This is a genomic window from Ciceribacter sp. RN22, from assembly GCF_024054295.1.
Taxonomy (GTDB): domain Bacteria; phylum Pseudomonadota; class Alphaproteobacteria; order Rhizobiales; family Rhizobiaceae; genus Allorhizobium; species Allorhizobium lividum.
This window is the reverse complement of record NZ_JAMXLD010000001.1, coordinates 962,498-978,915: the sequence shown is the minus strand read 5'-3', so window position 1 is coordinate 978,915 and position 16,418 is coordinate 962,498. Positions and strand designations below refer to the sequence as shown.

The window sequence follows — 16,418 nt, the reverse complement described above, 5'->3', positions numbered from 1 at the left end:
GGGGGGAGATCGGCTGGCCGCACCATCCTCCCCAAACAAACAGCCTCACCAAGCGCCATGCCGTTCATGGGACGCGAAGGTCGTGCCCCTTGTGATCTCCCCACCTGTGGGGGAGATGGCCGGCAGGCCAGAGGGGGGCTGACAGGGTACAACATCAAGAGAACGTTTGGAGCCAACTGAGATGAACAGCGCAGACTACATCATCATCGGTTCCGGCTCGGCCGGATCGGCCATGGCCTATCGCCTGTCGGAAGACGGCAAGCACACTGTCATGGTCCTCGAATACGGCGGGTCGGATGCCGGGCCGTTCATCCAGATGCCGGCGGCACTCGCCTGGCCGATGAGCATGAAGCGCTACAACTGGGGCTATCTCTCCGAGCCCGAGCCGAACCTCAACAACCGGCGCATCACCGCGCCGCGCGGCAAGGTGATCGGCGGCTCGTCGTCGATCAACGGCATGGTCTATGTGCGTGGGTCGGCGGAAGACTATACCCGCTGGGAAGAGGCCGGCGCCAAGGGCTGGGGCTATGCGGACGTGCTGCCCTACTTCAAGCGCATGGAGCATTCTCACGGCGGCCAGGAGGGCTGGCGCGGCACCAACGGACCGCTGCACGTCCAGCGCGGGCCGGTGAAGAACCCGCTGTTCAAGGCGTTCGTCGAGGCGGGCCGGCAGGCGGGCTTCGAGGTGACGGACGACTACAACGGCGAGAAGCAGGAAGGCTTCGGCCTGATGGAGCAGACCATCTGGAAGTCGCGCCGCTGGTCCGCCGCCAACGCCTATCTGAAGCCCGCGCTGAAACGGCCGAACGTCGAGCTCGTGCGCTGCTTCGCCCGCAGGGTCGTCATCGAGAACGGCCGCGCGGTCGGCGTCGAGATCGAGCGCGCCGGCAAGATCGAGGTGGTGCGCGCCAACCGCGAGGTGATCGTCTCGGCCTCGGCCTTCAATTCGCCGAAGCTGCTGATGCTCTCCGGCATCGGCCCGGCGGCGCATCTGAAGGAGATGGGGATCGAGGTCGTGGCCGATCGTCCGGGCGTCGGCGCCAACCTGATGGACCATATGGAGTTCTATTTCCAGCAGGTCTCGACGAAGCCGGTCACGCTCTATTCCTGGTTGCCCTGGTTCTGGCAGGGGGTTGCGGGCGCGCAATGGCTCTTCTCCGGCACGGGGCTTGGCGCTTCCAATCAGTTCGAGAGCTGCGCCTTCGTGCGCTCGGCACCGGGCGTGAAGCAGCCGGATATCCAGTTCCACTTCCTCCCCGTCGCCATTTCCTACGACGGCAAGGCGGCGGCCAAGAGCCACGGCTTCCAGGTGCATGTCGGATACAACCACTCGAAGTCGCGCGGCGCGGTGACGCTGCACTCGCCCGACCCGATGGCCGATCCGGTGATCCGCTTCAATTACATGAGCACCGAGGAAGACTGGGTGAAATTCCGCCACTGCGTGCGCCTCACCCGCGAGATCTTCGGGCAGAAGGCGTTCGACGATTATCGCGGTCCGGAAATCCAGCCGGGCGAGCATGTGCAGACGGACGATGAGATCGACGCCTTCCTGCGCGAGCACCTGGAAAGCGCCTATCACCCCTGCGGCACGAACAAGATGGGATCGAAGGACGATCCGATGTCGGTGGTCGACCCGGAATGCCGGGTGATCGGCGTCGAGGGTCTGCGCGTCGCGGACTCGTCGATCTTCCCCGACATTACCTACGGCAACCTCAACGGTCCGTCGATCATGACCGGCGAGAAGGCGTCCGACCACATTCTCGGCAAGCAGCCGCTGCCGCGGTCGAACCAGGAGCCGTGGATCAATCCGCGCTGGGAAACAAGCGACCGCTGACCGGTCGCGGAGCGCTGCGAGGCGCTCCGGGTCTCAAAGGTCGAGTTCGACCCAGAGCGCGGCGTGATCGGAGGCGGCGAGCTTCCAGCTGGTGATGCCGGGGAAGGAGCTCTCGGCGCCGCCGGTGATCTCGTCGAGGCCTGCGATGCCGCGACGCTCGAAGCCCGCCCGCTTCACGAGGGGCTTCAGCGCATCCGAGACGAGGATGTAGTCGATCGCGTTGCGCTCGTGCTTCTTGCCGTAATAATAGGTCCAGCGGTCATCCTGCGGCCAGTCGAGGACATCAAGCACGTTGGTGAGTTCCGGGGCCGCGAGGAGCGGCTCCAGCGGCCCGCTGTCCGGCTCGTCGTTGAAGTCACCGGCGACCAGCACGAGGTCCTTCGAAAGGTCGTAGCGGGTCCTGAGGATCTGCGCGACCGCCTTCGCCTGGCGCATGCGCTTGTGGTCCGATACCGCCGGCGTCGCATCCTTCGCCTTGAAATGGTTGACCAGGACGAAGAGCGACCGCCCGTCGATGTCGATCTCCACTTCGAGGCAGTCGCGGGAGAAGATGATCCCTTCGGAATCCCGCGCGAAGACATTGGTCTTCACCGTCCTGATCGGGTAGAGGGCGCGGCTCGCGAGCGCCACGTCGATGCCGCGCGGATCGTTGCCGTCGACGACGATCTTGTCCTTGAACCACGAATTCAGGATGTCGGTGTTGAACCTGGCCAGCGTGCCGGCGCTCTCGACCTCGACGAAGCACTGGATGTCCGGCTTAACCTCCTTGATCACCTTGCCGGTGAACTGGATCTGCTCCTCGCTGAAGCGTTCGCGCTTGAGGTCGACGAAGCCGTCCCAGTCCTCCCGCCCCTTGGCGATCAGGTCGCCGTCGGCCGTCAGGATGTTGCGGCCGACCCGCGAGGAGCGGATATTGATCGCCAGATAGTCCTTGAGCGCGACGTAGAGCGTCCGGATTTCGTCGGCATAAGGACGGTAGTTGCGCATGTCGAGGAGTTCGGAAAACCGGTTGACGCGCCGCAATATCTCCGCCGCCTGCGCGTGGTCCGCCATGTTGAGAACCTTCGGACGCGAGAACAGATTTTCGACATTGAACGTACTGACGACGACCATCGTGCGCTTCCCCTACCGTTGCACCGGAAACCCCATGTGCGTCTAGCAGAGCACAACTAACGCGGAAATATAACCCCAAGATTCCGGTAGTGGTTGTCACATCCCTCCGGCAGGTCTCCGGGGTTCCGAAGCACTGCGTTCGGGCCGGAAAAGCGGACCGTCGGGGATATCTCCTTGCCTCGCAGACACATTCCGAAGTAGGCCTGACTGATCGACTTTCGCCAACCGGCTCCTGGCCTTCCTGCAGCCGAATGTCCCGCTCCGTGCAATGAGTCCGATGATGCCGACCGACTACAAGAAGCTGAAGATGCTCCGACGCTCCCGTGCGATGTGGGGTTCGTGGCGCGTCTGGAAACCGAGAATGGTCTTCTGGATCGGTGCGCTGGCCATCGGCGTCATCAGTGTCGTCTTTGCGAAACTCGCGGACGCCGCGCAGCTGCGCTTTCACGACCTGACAAGCGGGGGAGACTGGAACTTCCTGCTGCCGCTCCTCATGACCCCGGTCGGTTTCACCCTCTGCGCCTATCTCGCGACCAGGGTCTTTCCCGGCGCCCAGGGGTCGGGAATTCCCCAGGCGATCGCCGCCCGGCACCTGCGCCAGCCGGAGGACCGCGACCGGCTGCTCTCGCTGAAGCTCGCCTTCGGCAAGATCCTGCTCACCGTGACCGGGCTCTTCTTCGGCGCGTCGATCGGCCGCGAGGGACCAACGGTGCAGGTCGGCGCCTCGATCATGCTGCAGGCCGCCCGGCTCGGCGGCATGGCACAGGCCAAGGGGCTGATCCTTGCCGGCTCCGCCGCAGGGATCGCGGCAGCCTTCAACACCCCGCTCGCCGGCATCGTCTTCGCCATCGAGGAAATGAGCCGGACGTACCAATCACGGGCGAACGGCCTGGTGCTCACGGCGGTCATCCTTTCCGGTCTCGCGGCACTGGGCCTCGTCGGAAGCTACACCTATTTCGGTTCGGCCCCGGAGGCGGCGAACGACCCCCTGGAATGGCTGCTCGTGGTGATCTGCGGCGTGGGCGGCGGCGCACTCGGCGCGGCCTTCAGCGCGTCCGCACTCCGGCTCTCCCGGCGCATCAAGCGCTGGGCGCAGCCGGACCCGCTGCGACGTTCACTGGTGCTCGCCGCCGGATGCGGCGCCGCGGTCGCGATCATCGGCGTCGTAGCAGGCGGCGCGACCTTCGGAACCGGCTACGATCAGGCCCGCAGCGCCGTCGAAGGGGACGCACTGCCTCTCCTCTTCTTCCTCGAAAAGCTGCTCTCGACATTCCTGTCGATGATGTCGGGGATTCCCGGCGGCATCTTCGCACCCTCGCTTTCCGTCGGAGCCGGTTTCGGCAGCACGGTCGGACATCTTCTCGGCACCAGCATCGCGCTCGCCTCCGTGCTCGGCATGGCCGGCTATTTCGCCGGCGTGGTGCAAGCGCCGATGACGGCCTTCGTCATCATCCTCGAGATGACCGACAACCACGAAGGCGTCATCGGCCTGATGGCCTGCGCCATGCTCGGCTACGTCACCTCGCGGATGATCGCCCGCGAGCCACTTTACCACGGCCTCTCGCGCGCCTTCGTCGCCGAGGGCATCCGCCGCAGCCGCAACGAGGTCCGGCAGGAGAAGCCAGAAGCACTACAATAGGAAAACCACCCAGAAATGCGGTTTTCCATACCAGAATGGTTATGATTTCGGATCATAACGTTATTTGATGACGCGGCGGACTTCTGCAAGCATGACAGACAGGAGGAGGACTGTCGGCGATACGACGGCGGCCGTGCGGGCACAGCGTGCAGCACGGGCCGGCGACGGGGAGAAAACCGGCATCCGCTTCGCGCCATGTCCGCATGCTTTGGGAGGAGAACATGCTTCACAAGACCGTTATGACCGGGCTCGCCGGCCTCGCACTCGCGCTGTCCGCCACCGCATCCTTTGCGGCGGACGTCGTTCTCAGACTACACCAGATGTTGCCGCCGCAGGCGACCATTCCGGCCAAGGTGCTCACGCCCTGGGCGGAGAAGGTCAAGGCCGATTCGGGCGGACGCATCGAGGTCGAGCTCTATCCGGCCATGCAGCTCGGCGGCAAGCCGTCCGAACTCGTCGACCAGGTGAAGGACGGCGTCGTCGACCTGATCTGGACCGTCATCGGCTACACGCCCGGCCGCTTCCCGAAATCGGAAGCGTTCGAACTGCCCTTCATGGTAACGACGGGCGAAGCGACCTCGCTCGCCTTCTACGACTACTACGAGAAGCACCTGAAGGACGAATTGCAGGACTACCACGTGCTTGCCGTGCATACCCACGGCCCCGGCCTCATCCACACGATCGGCTCCAAGCCGGTGAAATCGCTCGAGGACATGAACGGGCTGAAGCTGCGCGGCACCTCAAAGGTCGTCAACCAGATGCTGGAGGCGATGGGCGCCTCGGCAATCGGCATGCCGGTGACGGCGGTGCCGGAGAGCCTGTCGAAGAGCGTCATCGACGGAACGGTCGTTCCGTGGGAAGTCACGCCGGCGATCAAGATTGCCGAACTCGCGCCGAACCACACCGGTTTCTCCGGCAAGAACGGCCTCTATACCGGCACCTTCCTGTTCGCGATGAACAAGGACAGCTACGACGCCCTCCCCGACGACCTCAAGAAGGTGATCGACGACAATTCCGGTCGTGAGCTCGCCCGCAAGTTCGGCGTCGCGATGGACCAGGGCGACATCCGCGGCAAGGAAATCGCCGACAAGGCCGGCAACACGACGATCATGCTCGACGAGACGGAGACCGCCCGCTGGCGGGCTGCCGGCGAAAACGTAACCAAGGCGTGGATCGCCGACATGGACGCCAAGGGACTCGACGGTACGACGCTCTACAACGACGCCGTCGCACTGATCGACCAGTACAGCAAGTAAGCCCCGGCGGGCCGGGATCGCCGCGAGGCGCCCGGCCCTTCCGTTCCGCACCACGGGTGCCATCCCTGATCGAGGAGACATCGAGGAAGACATGGCGATCGAGACTATTTCCGCATTCGGGCGCTGGGAGCGCCGGGCCGCACGGCTCGCCACCACGCTCGTCGTCTTCGGCGGCGCCTGCCTCGTCCTCGCCTGCCTCCTCACCGGCGTTTCGATCGTCGGCAGCGTGACCATCCGCCCGCTTCCCGGCGAAATCGAACTCGTCGAGGCGCTCTGCGGGCTGGCGGTCTTCGCCTTCCTGCCCTATTGCCAGCTGAAGCGCGGCCATGTCGGCGTCGATCTGGTGATGAGCGCCTTCGGCGGCAAGGCGATGGACTACGCGCAACTTGCCGGCGACCTCATCGTCGCCATCCTCTTTGCGGTGCTCACCTGGCGGCACGGCATCGGGCTTCTCGACAAGTATGCCAACGGCGAGACGACCCCGCTGCTGCTGCTTCCGGTCTGGTGGGGCTTTGCCGCCGCCTTCGTGCTGATGCTTGCCAATCTCCTCGTCTGTCTCTTCGTCGTCGCCGCCGATCTTCGGGCGCTCCGCCACGGCAACTCCATCGTCGTCTCCATGGGTAGCCACTGATGAGCAGCGTCGAAATCGGTCTCTGGTCCTTCCCGGTCCTCATTCTCCTGATCTTCATGCGCGTGCCGATCGCCGCGGCCATGCTCGGCACGGGCGTGGTCGGAACCTATATCGTGCTCGGCAAGTGGACGCCGATCCTCTCGCAGATGAAGGCGATCTCCTGGGCGACGAACGCCAACTATTCGCTGTCGATCATTCCGCTCTTCCTGCTGATGGGGCAATTCGCCGCCCGCGGCGGCATGAGCCAGGCGCTCTTCAACGCCGCCGCCGCCTTCCTCGGGCACCGCAAGGGCGGCGTCGCCATGGCGGCGGTCGGCGCCTGCGCCGGCTTCGGCTCGATCTGCGGCTCGTCGCTTGCCACCGCCGCGACCATGGCGCAGGTGGCGCTGCCGGAACTGAAGCGCAACGGCTATTCCGGCGGGCTTGCCAGTGCGGCGCTTGCCGCCGGCGGCACGCTCGGCATCCTCATTCCGCCTTCGGTCGTGCTCGTCATCTATGCGATCCTCGCCGAGCAGAACATCGCCAAGCTCTTCCTCGCCGCCTTCGTGCCCGGACTGCTCGCCGCCTTTTCCTATCTGGTCGTGATCGCAATCTACGTGCGGGTGAAGCCGGAGAGCGCCGGCCACGCCGCGCGCATTCCGTGGGCCGGGCGTGTGCCGGCGCTCGTCGCCGTCTGGCCGGTCGCTGCGATCTTCTTCCTCGTCGTCGGAGGCATCTATCTCGGCTGGTTCACGCCGACGCAGGCCGCCGCGATCGGCGCCGGCGGCGCGGGCCTCGTCGCCTGGGCGAAGGGTGGTCTCGACCGCAGGTCGCTGCTCGCCTGCTTCAAGGATACGGCCGTCTCGACCGGCATGATCTTCTTCATCGTGCTCGGCGCCTCGGTGTTCAACTCCTTCCTCGCCTTCTCACGGCTGCCGCAGGTGGGCGCCGAATGGGTGACGACGCAGGGGTTTGCCCCGATGACGGTGCTCGTCATCATCCTGCTGCTCTACATCGTCTTCGGCTGCATCATGGATTCGCTGTCGATGATCGTGCTCACGGTGCCGATCTTCTTCCCGATCGTCACCGCCATGGATTTCGGGCTCAGCCCCGAGCATTTCGCGATCTGGTTCGGCATCCTCGTGCTGATGGTGGCCGAGATCGGCATGATCACCCCGCCGGTCGGCCTCAACCTGTTCATCATCTCCGGGATGTCGCGGGACGTCGAAATCCGCGAGACCTACCGCGGGATCGTTCCCTTCGTGACGGCCGACCTCCTGCGCATCGTCATCCTGACAGCCTTTCCGATCATCTCGATCTTCCTGGTGTAAGGGGGACGTGCGCCTCCCCCTGCCCTACCGGAACAGCTTCCAGTGCTGCAGGCGGAAGCGGATATCGCCGCCCACCACAACCTGGGCCTCCAGCGGCACCTCGATCTCGATGTGGTGGCCGGTGCCGTCGGTCGAGATGTCGACCTCGACGATCCGGGTGCCGGCGAGACGCCGGCTCGCGATCACCCGCCCCCGAAGCGCGTCGCCGTCCACGACGGCCTCGACGTCCTGCGGGCGGAAGAAGATGCTGCCGTCACCATCCGGACCCGCGTCGCCGATGCCGATCCTCTTGCCCTCGAAGAGCACGGCGCCATCCTTGACCGAAACCGGCAGGCTGGAGGAATCCCCGATGAAGGAGAAGACGAAGGGGCTGTTCGGGCGGTCGTAGACGTCGTCCGCGGTGCCGACCTGCTCGATCTTCCCCTGGCTCATCACCACCACGCGGTCGGCGAGTTCGAGCGCCTCCTCCTGGTCGTGGGTCACGAAGAACGTCGTGTGGCCGGTGCGCTCGTGGAACTCCTTCAGCCAGCGGCGAAGCTCCTTGCGGACCTTGGCGTCGAGCGCGCCGAAGGGCTCGTCGAGCAGCAGGACGGTGGGTTCGATCGCCATCGCGCGGGCGAGCGCCACGCGCTGGCGCTGGCCGCCGGAAAGCTGGGCGGGATAGCGCTTCTCCAGCCCGGTCAGGTGGACCATGTCGAGGAGATCGGAGACACGGCGGCGGATTTCGGCGGCCGGCGGACGGGTGGCGCCCGGGCGCACCTTGAGGCCGAAGGCGACGTTTTCGGCAACCGTCATGTGGCGGAAGAGCGCGTAGTGCTGGAAGACGAAGCCGATATGGCGCTCCTGCACGCTCTTCAGCGAGGCATCCTCGTCGCCGAAGAAGATCTGGCCCGCGGTCGGCTGTTCGAGCCCGGCGATCAGGCGCAGAAGCGTCGTCTTGCCGGAGCCGGAGGGGCCGAGGAGCGCGATCAGCTCACCGGAGCCGACGGAAAGCGAGACGTCGTGCAGAGCCGGGAACTGTCCGAATTCCTTGCGGATATTGGTGATGGTGACATCCATGCACTCAGGCCTTTCAATGTTTGCGGCTGGCTGCGATTTCCTCGCCGTAATGCAGCTCCAGAACGGTCTTGAGCGCGAGCGTGACGAGGGCGAGCAGAGCGAGAAGGGTCGAGACGGCGAAGGCCGCGACGAAATTGTATTCGTTGTAGAGGACCTCGATGTGGAGCGGCATGGTCTCGGTCAGGCCGCGGACATGGCCGGAGACCACCGAGACGGCGCCGAACTCGCCCATCGCGCGGGCGTTGCAGAGCAGCACGCCGTAGAGCAGCCCCCACTTGATGTTCGGGAGCGTCACATAGCGGAAGGTCTGCCAGCCGGTGGCGCCGAGCGAGATTGCCGCCTCCTCGTCGCCCGAGCCCTGCTGTTCCATCAGCGGGATCAACTCGCGGGCGATGAAGGGGAAGGTGACGAAGACGGTCGCGAGCACGATGCCCGGCACGGCGAAGATGATCTCGACGCCGTGGCTCTTCAGCCAGGGGCCCATGAGGCTCTGGGAACCGAAGAGGAGCACATAGACCAGGCCGGAGATGACCGGCGAGATCGAGAACGGCAGGTCTATGAGCGTGGTCAGAAAGGCCTTGCCGCGAAATTCGAACTTGGCGATCGCCCAGGCGGCGGCAATCCCGAAGACGAGGTTCAGCGGCACGGCGATCGCCGCGACGGTGAGCGTCAGCCGGATCGCCGAGAGCGCGTCGGGCTCGGCAAGGGCAGCGATGAACGCGGACGTGCCCTTGCGGAAGGCCTCGACGAAGACGAGAACGAGCGGCAGCAGCACGACGAGCGCCATGAACAGAACGGCGACGGCGGTGAGCACGACGCGCCAGCCGGCGGTCTCCTCGGCGGCCTCGTGGAAGGCGGTGCGGGTGTCGGCGGGCTTAGCGGACATTGGTGTACCTCCGGCGGCTCCACATCTGCAGAAGATTGATCAGCAGCAGCATTGCGAAGGAGATGATCAGCATGATGCAGGCGATCGAGGTGGCTCCGGCATAGTTGAACTCCTCCAGCCGGATGACGATCAGCAGCGGCGCGATTTCCGACACATAGGGAATATTGCCGGCGATGAAGATGACGGAACCGTATTCGCCGACGGCGCGCGCGAAGGCGAGCGCGAAGCCGGTGAGGATCGCCGGCACGAGGCCCGGCAGGATGACATGGACGATCGTCTGGAAGCGGTTCGCCCCGAGGGTTGCTGCGACCTCCTCGACCTCGCGGTCGATCTCCTGCATGACCGGCTGGACAGTGCGCACAACGAACGGCAGGCCGACGAAGACGAGCGCCACGACGATGCCGAGGGGCGTGAAGGCGATCTTGATGCCGAGCGGCGCAAACAGCGAACCGATCCAGCCCTTCGGCGCGTAGAGCGCGGCGAGCGAGATGCCCGCGACCGCCGTCGGCAGTGCGAACGGCAGGTCGATGATCGCGTCGAGCAGGCGGCGACCCGGAAAATGATAGCGCACCAGCACCCAGGCGGTGACGACGCCGAAGACGGCGTTGATCGACGCGGCGATGAGCGAGCAGCCGAAGCTCACCTTCAGCGCCTGCAGCGTGCGCTCGTCGAGCGCGATCGCGACGAACTCGTCCCAGCCGAGCGAGGCCGAGCGCCAGACGAGGGCGGCGAGCGGGATCAGGATGATCGCCGTCAGGTAAAAGATCGTATAGCCGAGCGTCAGGCCGAAGCCCGGCAGAATGCTCGGCTGTCGCCAGTTCTTCATGAATGTTCCCGTCATCGCCCCGTCGCGTCTTCTATCATGCCTTCAAATCATTCCGCGGCAAGCCCCGGCCTTCGGAAGGCCGGGGCTTGCCGATTGGGGAGGATCGCCGGTTATCTGGCGGGCTTGTAGATCTGGTCGAAGATGCCGCCGTCGCCGAAGTGGGTCGGCTGCGCCTTGGCCCAGCCGCCGAAGATCGGGTCGTCGATCGTGACCAGGTCGAGCTTCGGCAGCGTCGGCTGGTCGGCGGGCACGAGCTCGGGCTTGGCGGGACGGTAGAAGTGCTTGGCGGCGAGCGCCTGGCCTTCCGGCGAATAGAGGTATTCGAGATAGGCCTCGGCGACCTTGCGGGTGCCCTTGGCGTCGACGTTTCCGTCGACGACGGTGACCGGCGGCTCGGCGAGGATCGAGAGCTTCGGCACGACGATGTCGAAGGCATCGTCACCGAATTCCTTGCCGGCGAGATAGGCCTCGTTTTCCCAGGCAATCAGCACGTCACCGATCTCGCGCTGGGCGAAAGTCACGGTCGAACCACGGGCGCCGGTATCGAGGACCGGCGTGCGGCGGAAGATCTCGGCGACATACTCCCTGATCTTCGCCTCGTCGCCGCCGAATTCCTTGTGGGCCCAGGCCCAGGCGGCGAGATAGTTCCAGCGGGCGCCGCCCGAGGTCTTCGGGTTCGGGGTGACGATCTGGACATCCCCCTTCACGAGATCACCCCAGTCGTGGATGCCCTTCGGATTGCCCTTGCGGACCAGGAAGACGATCGTCGAGGTATAGGGCGAGGAATTGTTCGGCAGGCGCTTGCGCCAGTCGGCCGGGATCTTGCCCGTCGCCTTGGCGATCGCATCGATGTCGCCTTCGAGCGCCAGTGTCACGACGTCGGCATCGAGCCCGTCGATGACCGAGCGGGCCTGTTTGCCCGAACCACCGTGGGACTGCTGGACGGTGACGTCTTCGCCGGTCTCGGCCTTCCAGTGCCTGGCGAAGGCGGCGTTGTATTCCTTGTAGAACTCCCGCGTCGGATCATAGGAGACATTCAGCAGCTTCGTGTCGGCAAAGGCCGGGGCGACCATGCCGGCCGTCAACGACAGGCCGATCAGAAAACCGCTCAAATGCTTCAGGAATGTGGTCATCACAGCTGTCCCTCTCATGTGATTGCGGTTTCAGACTACTTAGTCGGTAGACTTAGTCAACATGACCGGAGGGACTCGCAAAAGTCTTTCCCTCCCGGCATTTCCAACGCAAAAGCCATGCTGCCGAAGGGCGCTCGGGGACGGCAAATCATCTGCCGCAAGCGCTTCCGGTGAAATGAACGAACGATGCCACCGGTGTTCGGGGGAGGCAATGACGGGGATCAAGAGGGATACCGATGTGCGCGCCGGCACGTCGGCGCGGGCCGTCGACCGTCAGACGGCTTCGGCGATCTCGTCCACGCTCACGCCATCGGCGAGCGTCGCCTCGAACAGGATGCGGCGGGTGGCGTCGGCGACGCGGGCGAAGACGCGGCGGATCTCGCAATCGGCCTCGCCGTTGCAATCCTCACACTTGCGGTAGGCGGTGATCGACAGGCACGGCAGCGGCGCGATCGGCCCGTCGATCAGCCGCAGGACCTCGCCGTAGGTGACCTCGCCCGCGGGCTTCAGGAGCAGGTAGCCGCCCTGCTTGCCGCGGCGGCTGATGACGATGCCGCTGCGCTTCAGCTCGAGCAGGATCTGTTCGAGGAACTTCTTCGGAATGTTCTGCTGTTCGGCGATCTCGGAAATCTGCACGGGCTCACCGGCCGGCGCACGCGCCAGCATCGACAGCGCCCTCAGCGCATATTTCGCCCTTTGCGAGATCATCGCATGCCGCTTTCCGTCATCCGCATCCGGCCTGCGCCGCCTTTCGAAACGCCGGCCTTGCGGTCCTCGCGGTCACTAAACCACAATGGCGTAAAATACAATTTCGCCATCAAGATTTGTCAGACCGGGCGAACGGGCGCATGATCGCGGTGGGCGGCGGCTTTTCTGCGGATCGTGCCGCGCAGAGAGATATTTGCTCCCGCCCGCGCATCATTCGAAATGCATGTTTCTGTCCGCGCCCGTGAATTCCTGAGATACTGCCGGCAATTAGAACAGCAGGATTGCGAGATGACGACCCGCCACCAGGAAGACCAGGCCCGCAGCCTCGACCAGGAACTCGCCGCCCTCGATCTCGCCGGGCGGCTTGCGCTTGTCGGGCAGCTGGGCGGCCGCGCCGTCTTCACCACCAGCCTCGGCATCGAGGATCAGGTGATCACCGCCGTGATCGGCGCCGAGCGCCTGCCGATCGAGGTTTCGACGCTCGAGACCGGCCGTCTCTTTCCCGAGACGGTGGCGCTGATCGCCGAGACGGAAGAGCGCTTCGGCATCGAGATCAGGCGCTTCCATCCCGAACAGGACGACATTGACGCCTATGCGGAAAAATACGGCCTGAACGGCTTCTACGAGAGCGTCGAGGCGCGCCATGCCTGCTGTCACGTGCGCAAGCTGAAGCCGCTCGCCCGTGCGCTCGAAGGGGCCGCCGTCTGGGTGACCGGGCTTCGCCGCGGCCAGTCCGGCAACCGCGCCGCGACGGCCTTTGCCGAATACGACGCCGAGCGCAACCTCATCAAGGTGAACCCGCTCGCCGACTGGTCGATCGAGGAGATCAAGGCCTTCGTCGAGGAACAGGCGGTGCCGGTCAATCCGCTGCACGCCCGCGGCTATCCCTCGATCGGCTGCGAGCCGTGCACGCGGGCGATCAAGCCCGGCGAGCCGGAGCGCGCCGGCCGCTGGTGGTGGGAAAACGACGAGAAGCGCGAATGCGGGCTGCATGTGCCGGAAGCGGCGGAGGTCTCCCCGCTCGCGCAGACACAGGCCTGAACCGAAACAAGGAATTCACCCCCCTCTGTCACTTCGTGACATCTCCCCCTCAAGGGGGGAGATCGGGGCGCCAGACCACCGCCGTACCGCAAACTGGAAACGGCAGCGGGAAGCGATCTCCCCCCTTGAGGGGGAGATGCCCGGCAGGGCAGAGGGGGGTGCCAGAAAATGCCGCCGTCAGCGGCCATAAAGGCAGATAGGCAATGCACGTACATACATCCGAGTTCGATCCGCATTCGAAGGACCCCGTTACCAAGCCGCCGCTCGATCCGCACCTGAAGGCGCTGGAGAACGAGGCGATCCACATCTTCCGCGAGGTCGCGGCAGAGTTCGAAAAGCCGGTCATGCTCTATTCGATCGGCAAGGATTCCTCCGTCCTGCTGCATCTCGCCCGCAAGGCCTTCTATCCCGGCCGCGTGCCCTTCCCGCTGCTGCACGTCAACACCGGCTGGAAGTTCGCGGAAATGATCGCCTTCCGCGACGAGATGGTGGAGCGCTACGACCTCGACTTGATCGAGCACATCAATCCGCGTGGCGCGGCCGAAGGCATCTCGCCCTTCGCCCATGGCTCGGCGCTCTACACCGACATCATGAAGACCGAGGCGCTGCGCCAGGCGCTCGACGCCGGCAAGTATGACGCCGCCTTCGGCGGCGCGCGGCGCGACGAGGAAGCCTCGCGCGCCAAGGAACGCATCTATTCCTTCCGCACGCCGGACCATCGCTGGGACCCGCGCAACCAGCGGCCGGAGCTCTGGAACCTCTACAACGGCATGATCCGCCGCGGCGAGAGCGTGCGCGCCTTCCCGCTCTCCAACTGGACCGAAGTCGACATCTGGCGCTACATCCAGGCTGAGAACATTCCGCTGGTGCCGCTCTACTTTGCCAAGAAGCGCCCCTTCGTCGAGCGCGACGGCATGATGATCCTCGCCGAGGACCCGCGCCTCGAACTGCTGCCCGGCGAGGTCCGCCAGGAGGGCATGATCCGTTTCCGCACGCTCGGCTGTTTCCCGCTGACCGGCGCCATCCGCAGCCACGCGACCACCCTCGAAGACGTGATCGCCGAGCTTGAAATCGCAACCGTGTCCGAGCGTCAGGGCCGGGCCATCGACCGCGACCAGTCGGGATCGATGGAAAAGAAGAAACGCGAAGGATATTTCTGATGGCTTTTTCTTCGCTTACGCGAAGACCCCTCCCCAACCCTCCCCACAAGGGGGAGGGAGAGGAGCCCGTAGCGCTCGCCGCATTCCGTCTCCCCCCTTGTGGGGGAGATGGCGGCAGCCAGAGGGGGTCAAACCTATCGCTCCGCCGCCGACTTTCGTCGTCGGCTTACCCCCCTCTGTCACTTCGTGACATCTCCCCCACAAGGGGGGAGAGCGGGTTCGCCGCTGCCGCCCTGCACACCGTTTATGCACCAGCCGCACAGCGCCTGCTGCCACTGCCCGAAGGTATCTGACATGACCCAGACCGCTACCCTTGCCGTCATAACCGAGGCCCCGCTCGCAGACGCCGCCCCGGCCGTCCGGCGGGACACGCGCCCCCTGCGCCTCATCACCTGCGGCTCGGTGGACGACGGCAAGTCGACGCTGATCGGCCGGCTTCTCTGGGATACCAAGGCGGTCAAGGAAGACCAGGCGGCGACGCTCCACCGCGACAGTGGCAAGCAGAACGACCTCGGCCTGCCCGACTTCGCGCTGCTCCTCGACGGCCTGCAGGCCGAGCGCGAACAGGGGATCACCATCGACGTCGCCTATCGCTACTTCTCCTCGGAGAAGCGCTCCTTCATCGTCGCCGACACCCCCGGCCACGAACAGTATACCCGCAACATGGCGACTGGCGCCTCGACCGCCGATCTCGCGGTACTGCTCGTCGACGCGCGCGCCGGCCTTCTCGAACAGACCCGCCGGCACGCTACCATCGCCTCGCTGATGGGCATCAAGCAGTTCGTGCTGGCGGTCAACAAGATCGACCTCACCGACTACGACAAGGCCGGCTTCGAGCAGATCGCCCACGACTTCAGGGCGCTGGCGCTCTCGCTCGGCGTGCGCCAGGTGACTGCGATCCCGATGTCGGCGCTCAAAGGCGAGAACGTCGTCTATTCCGGCCAGGCGGTGATGCCCTGGTATGACGGCCCGACGCTCATCGAGACGCTCGAGCTTGCGACACAGCGCTCCAACCAGACGACCGGCTTCCGTCTTCCGGTGCAGCGCGTCTGCCGCCCCGGCGAGAGCTTCCGCGGCTATCAGGGCACGGTCGCCGGCGGCTCGGTGAAGCCCGGCGACAGCGTGGCGATCCTGCCCTCCGGCCAGGTCGCCAACGTCAAGCAGATCGTCACCTTCGACCTCGTGCGCAATGCTGCGGTCTCTGGCGATGCGATTACGCTGGTGCTCGACCGGCAGGTCGACGTCTCGCGCGGCGACCTGATCGTCTCGGTCGATGCGCAGCCGCAGACGGGGCTTGCCTTCGACGCCCAGCTCGTGGCGCTGCAGCCGGAAGGCATCCAACCGGGCAAGCGCTACTGGCTGAAGGCGGGCGCGCGCCGCCAGCGCGTGCAGGTGCAGCCGGTGAGCCAGCTCGACCTCCACAGCGGCAAGTGGAACCCGGCCGAAAACCTGCCGATGAACGCCATCGGCAAGGTGCATCTCGCCTTCGACGAACTGGCGATGTTCGACCCTTACGAGCAGAACCGCGCGACCGGCGCCTTCATCCTGATCGATCCCGACACCAACAACACGGTGGCCGGCGGCATGATCACGGCAAAGCGCGCCGATCTTTCCGGCCTCAATGCCGGCGAGGCGCGGGTGATCCTGTCGCTTCCGGCCGACCTCGCCGACCAACTGATGGCGACCGAGCTTCTCGCAAGTCGCCGCGACGAGGTCGAAAGCCGACGGCTGACGACCGCCGCCGCCCGCGATTTCATCGACGGCATCGACGGCTGACAGCCGCACTTGCCGATCGGGGTCCCCGCTCCGATCGGACTTGCCC

Annotated in this window: 14 protein-coding genes; 8 read left to right on the top strand and 6 right to left on the bottom strand. The window is 65.4% G+C overall.

The window, feature by feature from the left end; translation table 11 throughout:
• Window positions 1–181 precede the first annotated feature (181 nt).
• Window positions 182–1,834: a choline dehydrogenase gene (gene betA, locus NHF53_RS04840; RefSeq protein ID WP_114364500.1), complete on the top strand. Its 1,653-nt coding sequence runs from the start codon at window positions 182–184 to the stop codon at window positions 1,832–1,834.
• Window positions 1,835–1,867: 33 nt separating this feature from the next.
• On the opposite strand, the gene NHF53_RS04835 is transcribed toward betA, so the two are convergent.
• Entirely contained in the window at window positions 1,868–2,947 is a 1,080-nt protein-coding gene (locus tag NHF53_RS04835) for an endonuclease/exonuclease/phosphatase family protein (RefSeq protein ID WP_114364499.1), read from the bottom strand.
• A gap of 280 nt (window positions 2,948–3,227) precedes the next feature.
• Here NHF53_RS04835 and NHF53_RS04830 point away from each other — a divergent pair, with 280 nt between their 5' ends.
• From NHF53_RS04830 to NHF53_RS04815, 4 genes are all read left to right on the top strand, one after another.
• On the top strand, window positions 3,228–4,586 hold the full coding sequence (locus tag NHF53_RS04830) for a chloride channel protein (RefSeq protein ID WP_252833312.1): 1,359 nt from the start codon (window positions 3,228–3,230) through the stop codon (window positions 4,584–4,586).
• Window positions 4,587–4,807: 221 nt separating this feature from the next.
• Window positions 4,808–5,842: a TRAP transporter substrate-binding protein gene (locus NHF53_RS04825; protein ID WP_252833311.1), complete on the top strand. Its 1,035-nt coding sequence runs from the start codon at window positions 4,808–4,810 to the stop codon at window positions 5,840–5,842.
• A 91-nt stretch (window positions 5,843–5,933) separates the two neighbouring features.
• Entirely contained in the window at window positions 5,934–6,473 is a 540-nt protein-coding gene (locus NHF53_RS04820) for a TRAP transporter small permease (protein WP_114364498.1), read from the top strand.
• A complete protein-coding gene (locus NHF53_RS04815; RefSeq protein WP_252833310.1) occupies window positions 6,473–7,783 on the top strand; it encodes a TRAP transporter large permease in 1,311 nt (436 codons plus the stop codon). Before NHF53_RS04820 ends, NHF53_RS04815 begins: the two co-directional genes overlap by 1 nt.
• A gap of 24 nt (window positions 7,784–7,807) precedes the next feature.
• On the opposite strand, the gene NHF53_RS04810 is transcribed toward NHF53_RS04815, so the two are convergent.
• The 5 genes from NHF53_RS04810 to NHF53_RS04790 all read right to left on the bottom strand — a co-directional run bounded on the left by NHF53_RS04810 (window position 7,808) and on the right by NHF53_RS04790 (window position 12,395).
• Complete coding sequence (locus tag NHF53_RS04810) at window positions 7,808–8,842, bottom strand: sulfate/molybdate ABC transporter ATP-binding protein (RefSeq protein ID WP_252833309.1); 1,035 nt, start codon at window positions 8,840–8,842, stop codon at window positions 7,808–7,810.
• A gap of 13 nt (window positions 8,843–8,855) precedes the next feature.
• Window positions 8,856–9,728: a sulfate ABC transporter permease subunit CysW gene (gene cysW / locus NHF53_RS04805; RefSeq protein ID WP_252833308.1), complete on the bottom strand. Its 873-nt coding sequence runs from the start codon at window positions 9,726–9,728 to the stop codon at window positions 8,856–8,858.
• On the bottom strand, window positions 9,718–10,554 hold the full coding sequence (cysT, locus tag NHF53_RS04800; RefSeq protein WP_170141916.1) for a sulfate ABC transporter permease subunit CysT: 837 nt from the start codon (window positions 10,552–10,554) through the stop codon (window positions 9,718–9,720). The genes cysW and cysT overlap by 11 nt, the downstream gene beginning before the upstream one ends.
• Window positions 10,555–10,664: 110 nt before the next feature.
• Window positions 10,665–11,687 carry a sulfate ABC transporter substrate-binding protein gene (locus NHF53_RS04795; protein ID WP_308218628.1) on the bottom strand — a complete coding sequence of 341 codons (1,023 nt, stop codon included), beginning with the start codon at window positions 11,685–11,687 and terminating at the stop codon, window positions 10,665–10,667.
• Window positions 11,688–11,960: 273 nt separating this feature from the next.
• A complete protein-coding gene (locus NHF53_RS04790; RefSeq protein ID WP_252833307.1) occupies window positions 11,961–12,395 on the bottom strand; it encodes an Rrf2 family transcriptional regulator in 435 nt (144 codons plus the stop codon).
• A 288-nt stretch (window positions 12,396–12,683) separates the two neighbouring features.
• On the opposite strand from NHF53_RS04790, the gene NHF53_RS04785 reads away from it, so the two are divergent.
• From NHF53_RS04785 to cysN, 3 genes are all read left to right on the top strand, one after another.
• A complete protein-coding gene (locus NHF53_RS04785) occupies window positions 12,684–13,436 on the top strand; it encodes a phosphoadenylyl-sulfate reductase (protein ID WP_252833306.1) in 753 nt (250 codons plus the stop codon).
• Window positions 13,437–13,639: 203 nt separating this feature from the next.
• Entirely contained in the window at window positions 13,640–14,596 is a 957-nt protein-coding gene (gene cysD, locus NHF53_RS04780) for a sulfate adenylyltransferase subunit CysD (RefSeq protein WP_114364491.1), read from the top strand.
• 294 nt (window positions 14,597–14,890) lie between these two features.
• Window positions 14,891–16,372, top strand: coding sequence for a sulfate adenylyltransferase subunit CysN (gene cysN / locus NHF53_RS04775; protein ID WP_252833305.1), 1,482 nt, complete (start codon window positions 14,891–14,893; stop codon window positions 16,370–16,372).
• Window positions 16,373–16,418 lie beyond the last annotated feature (46 nt).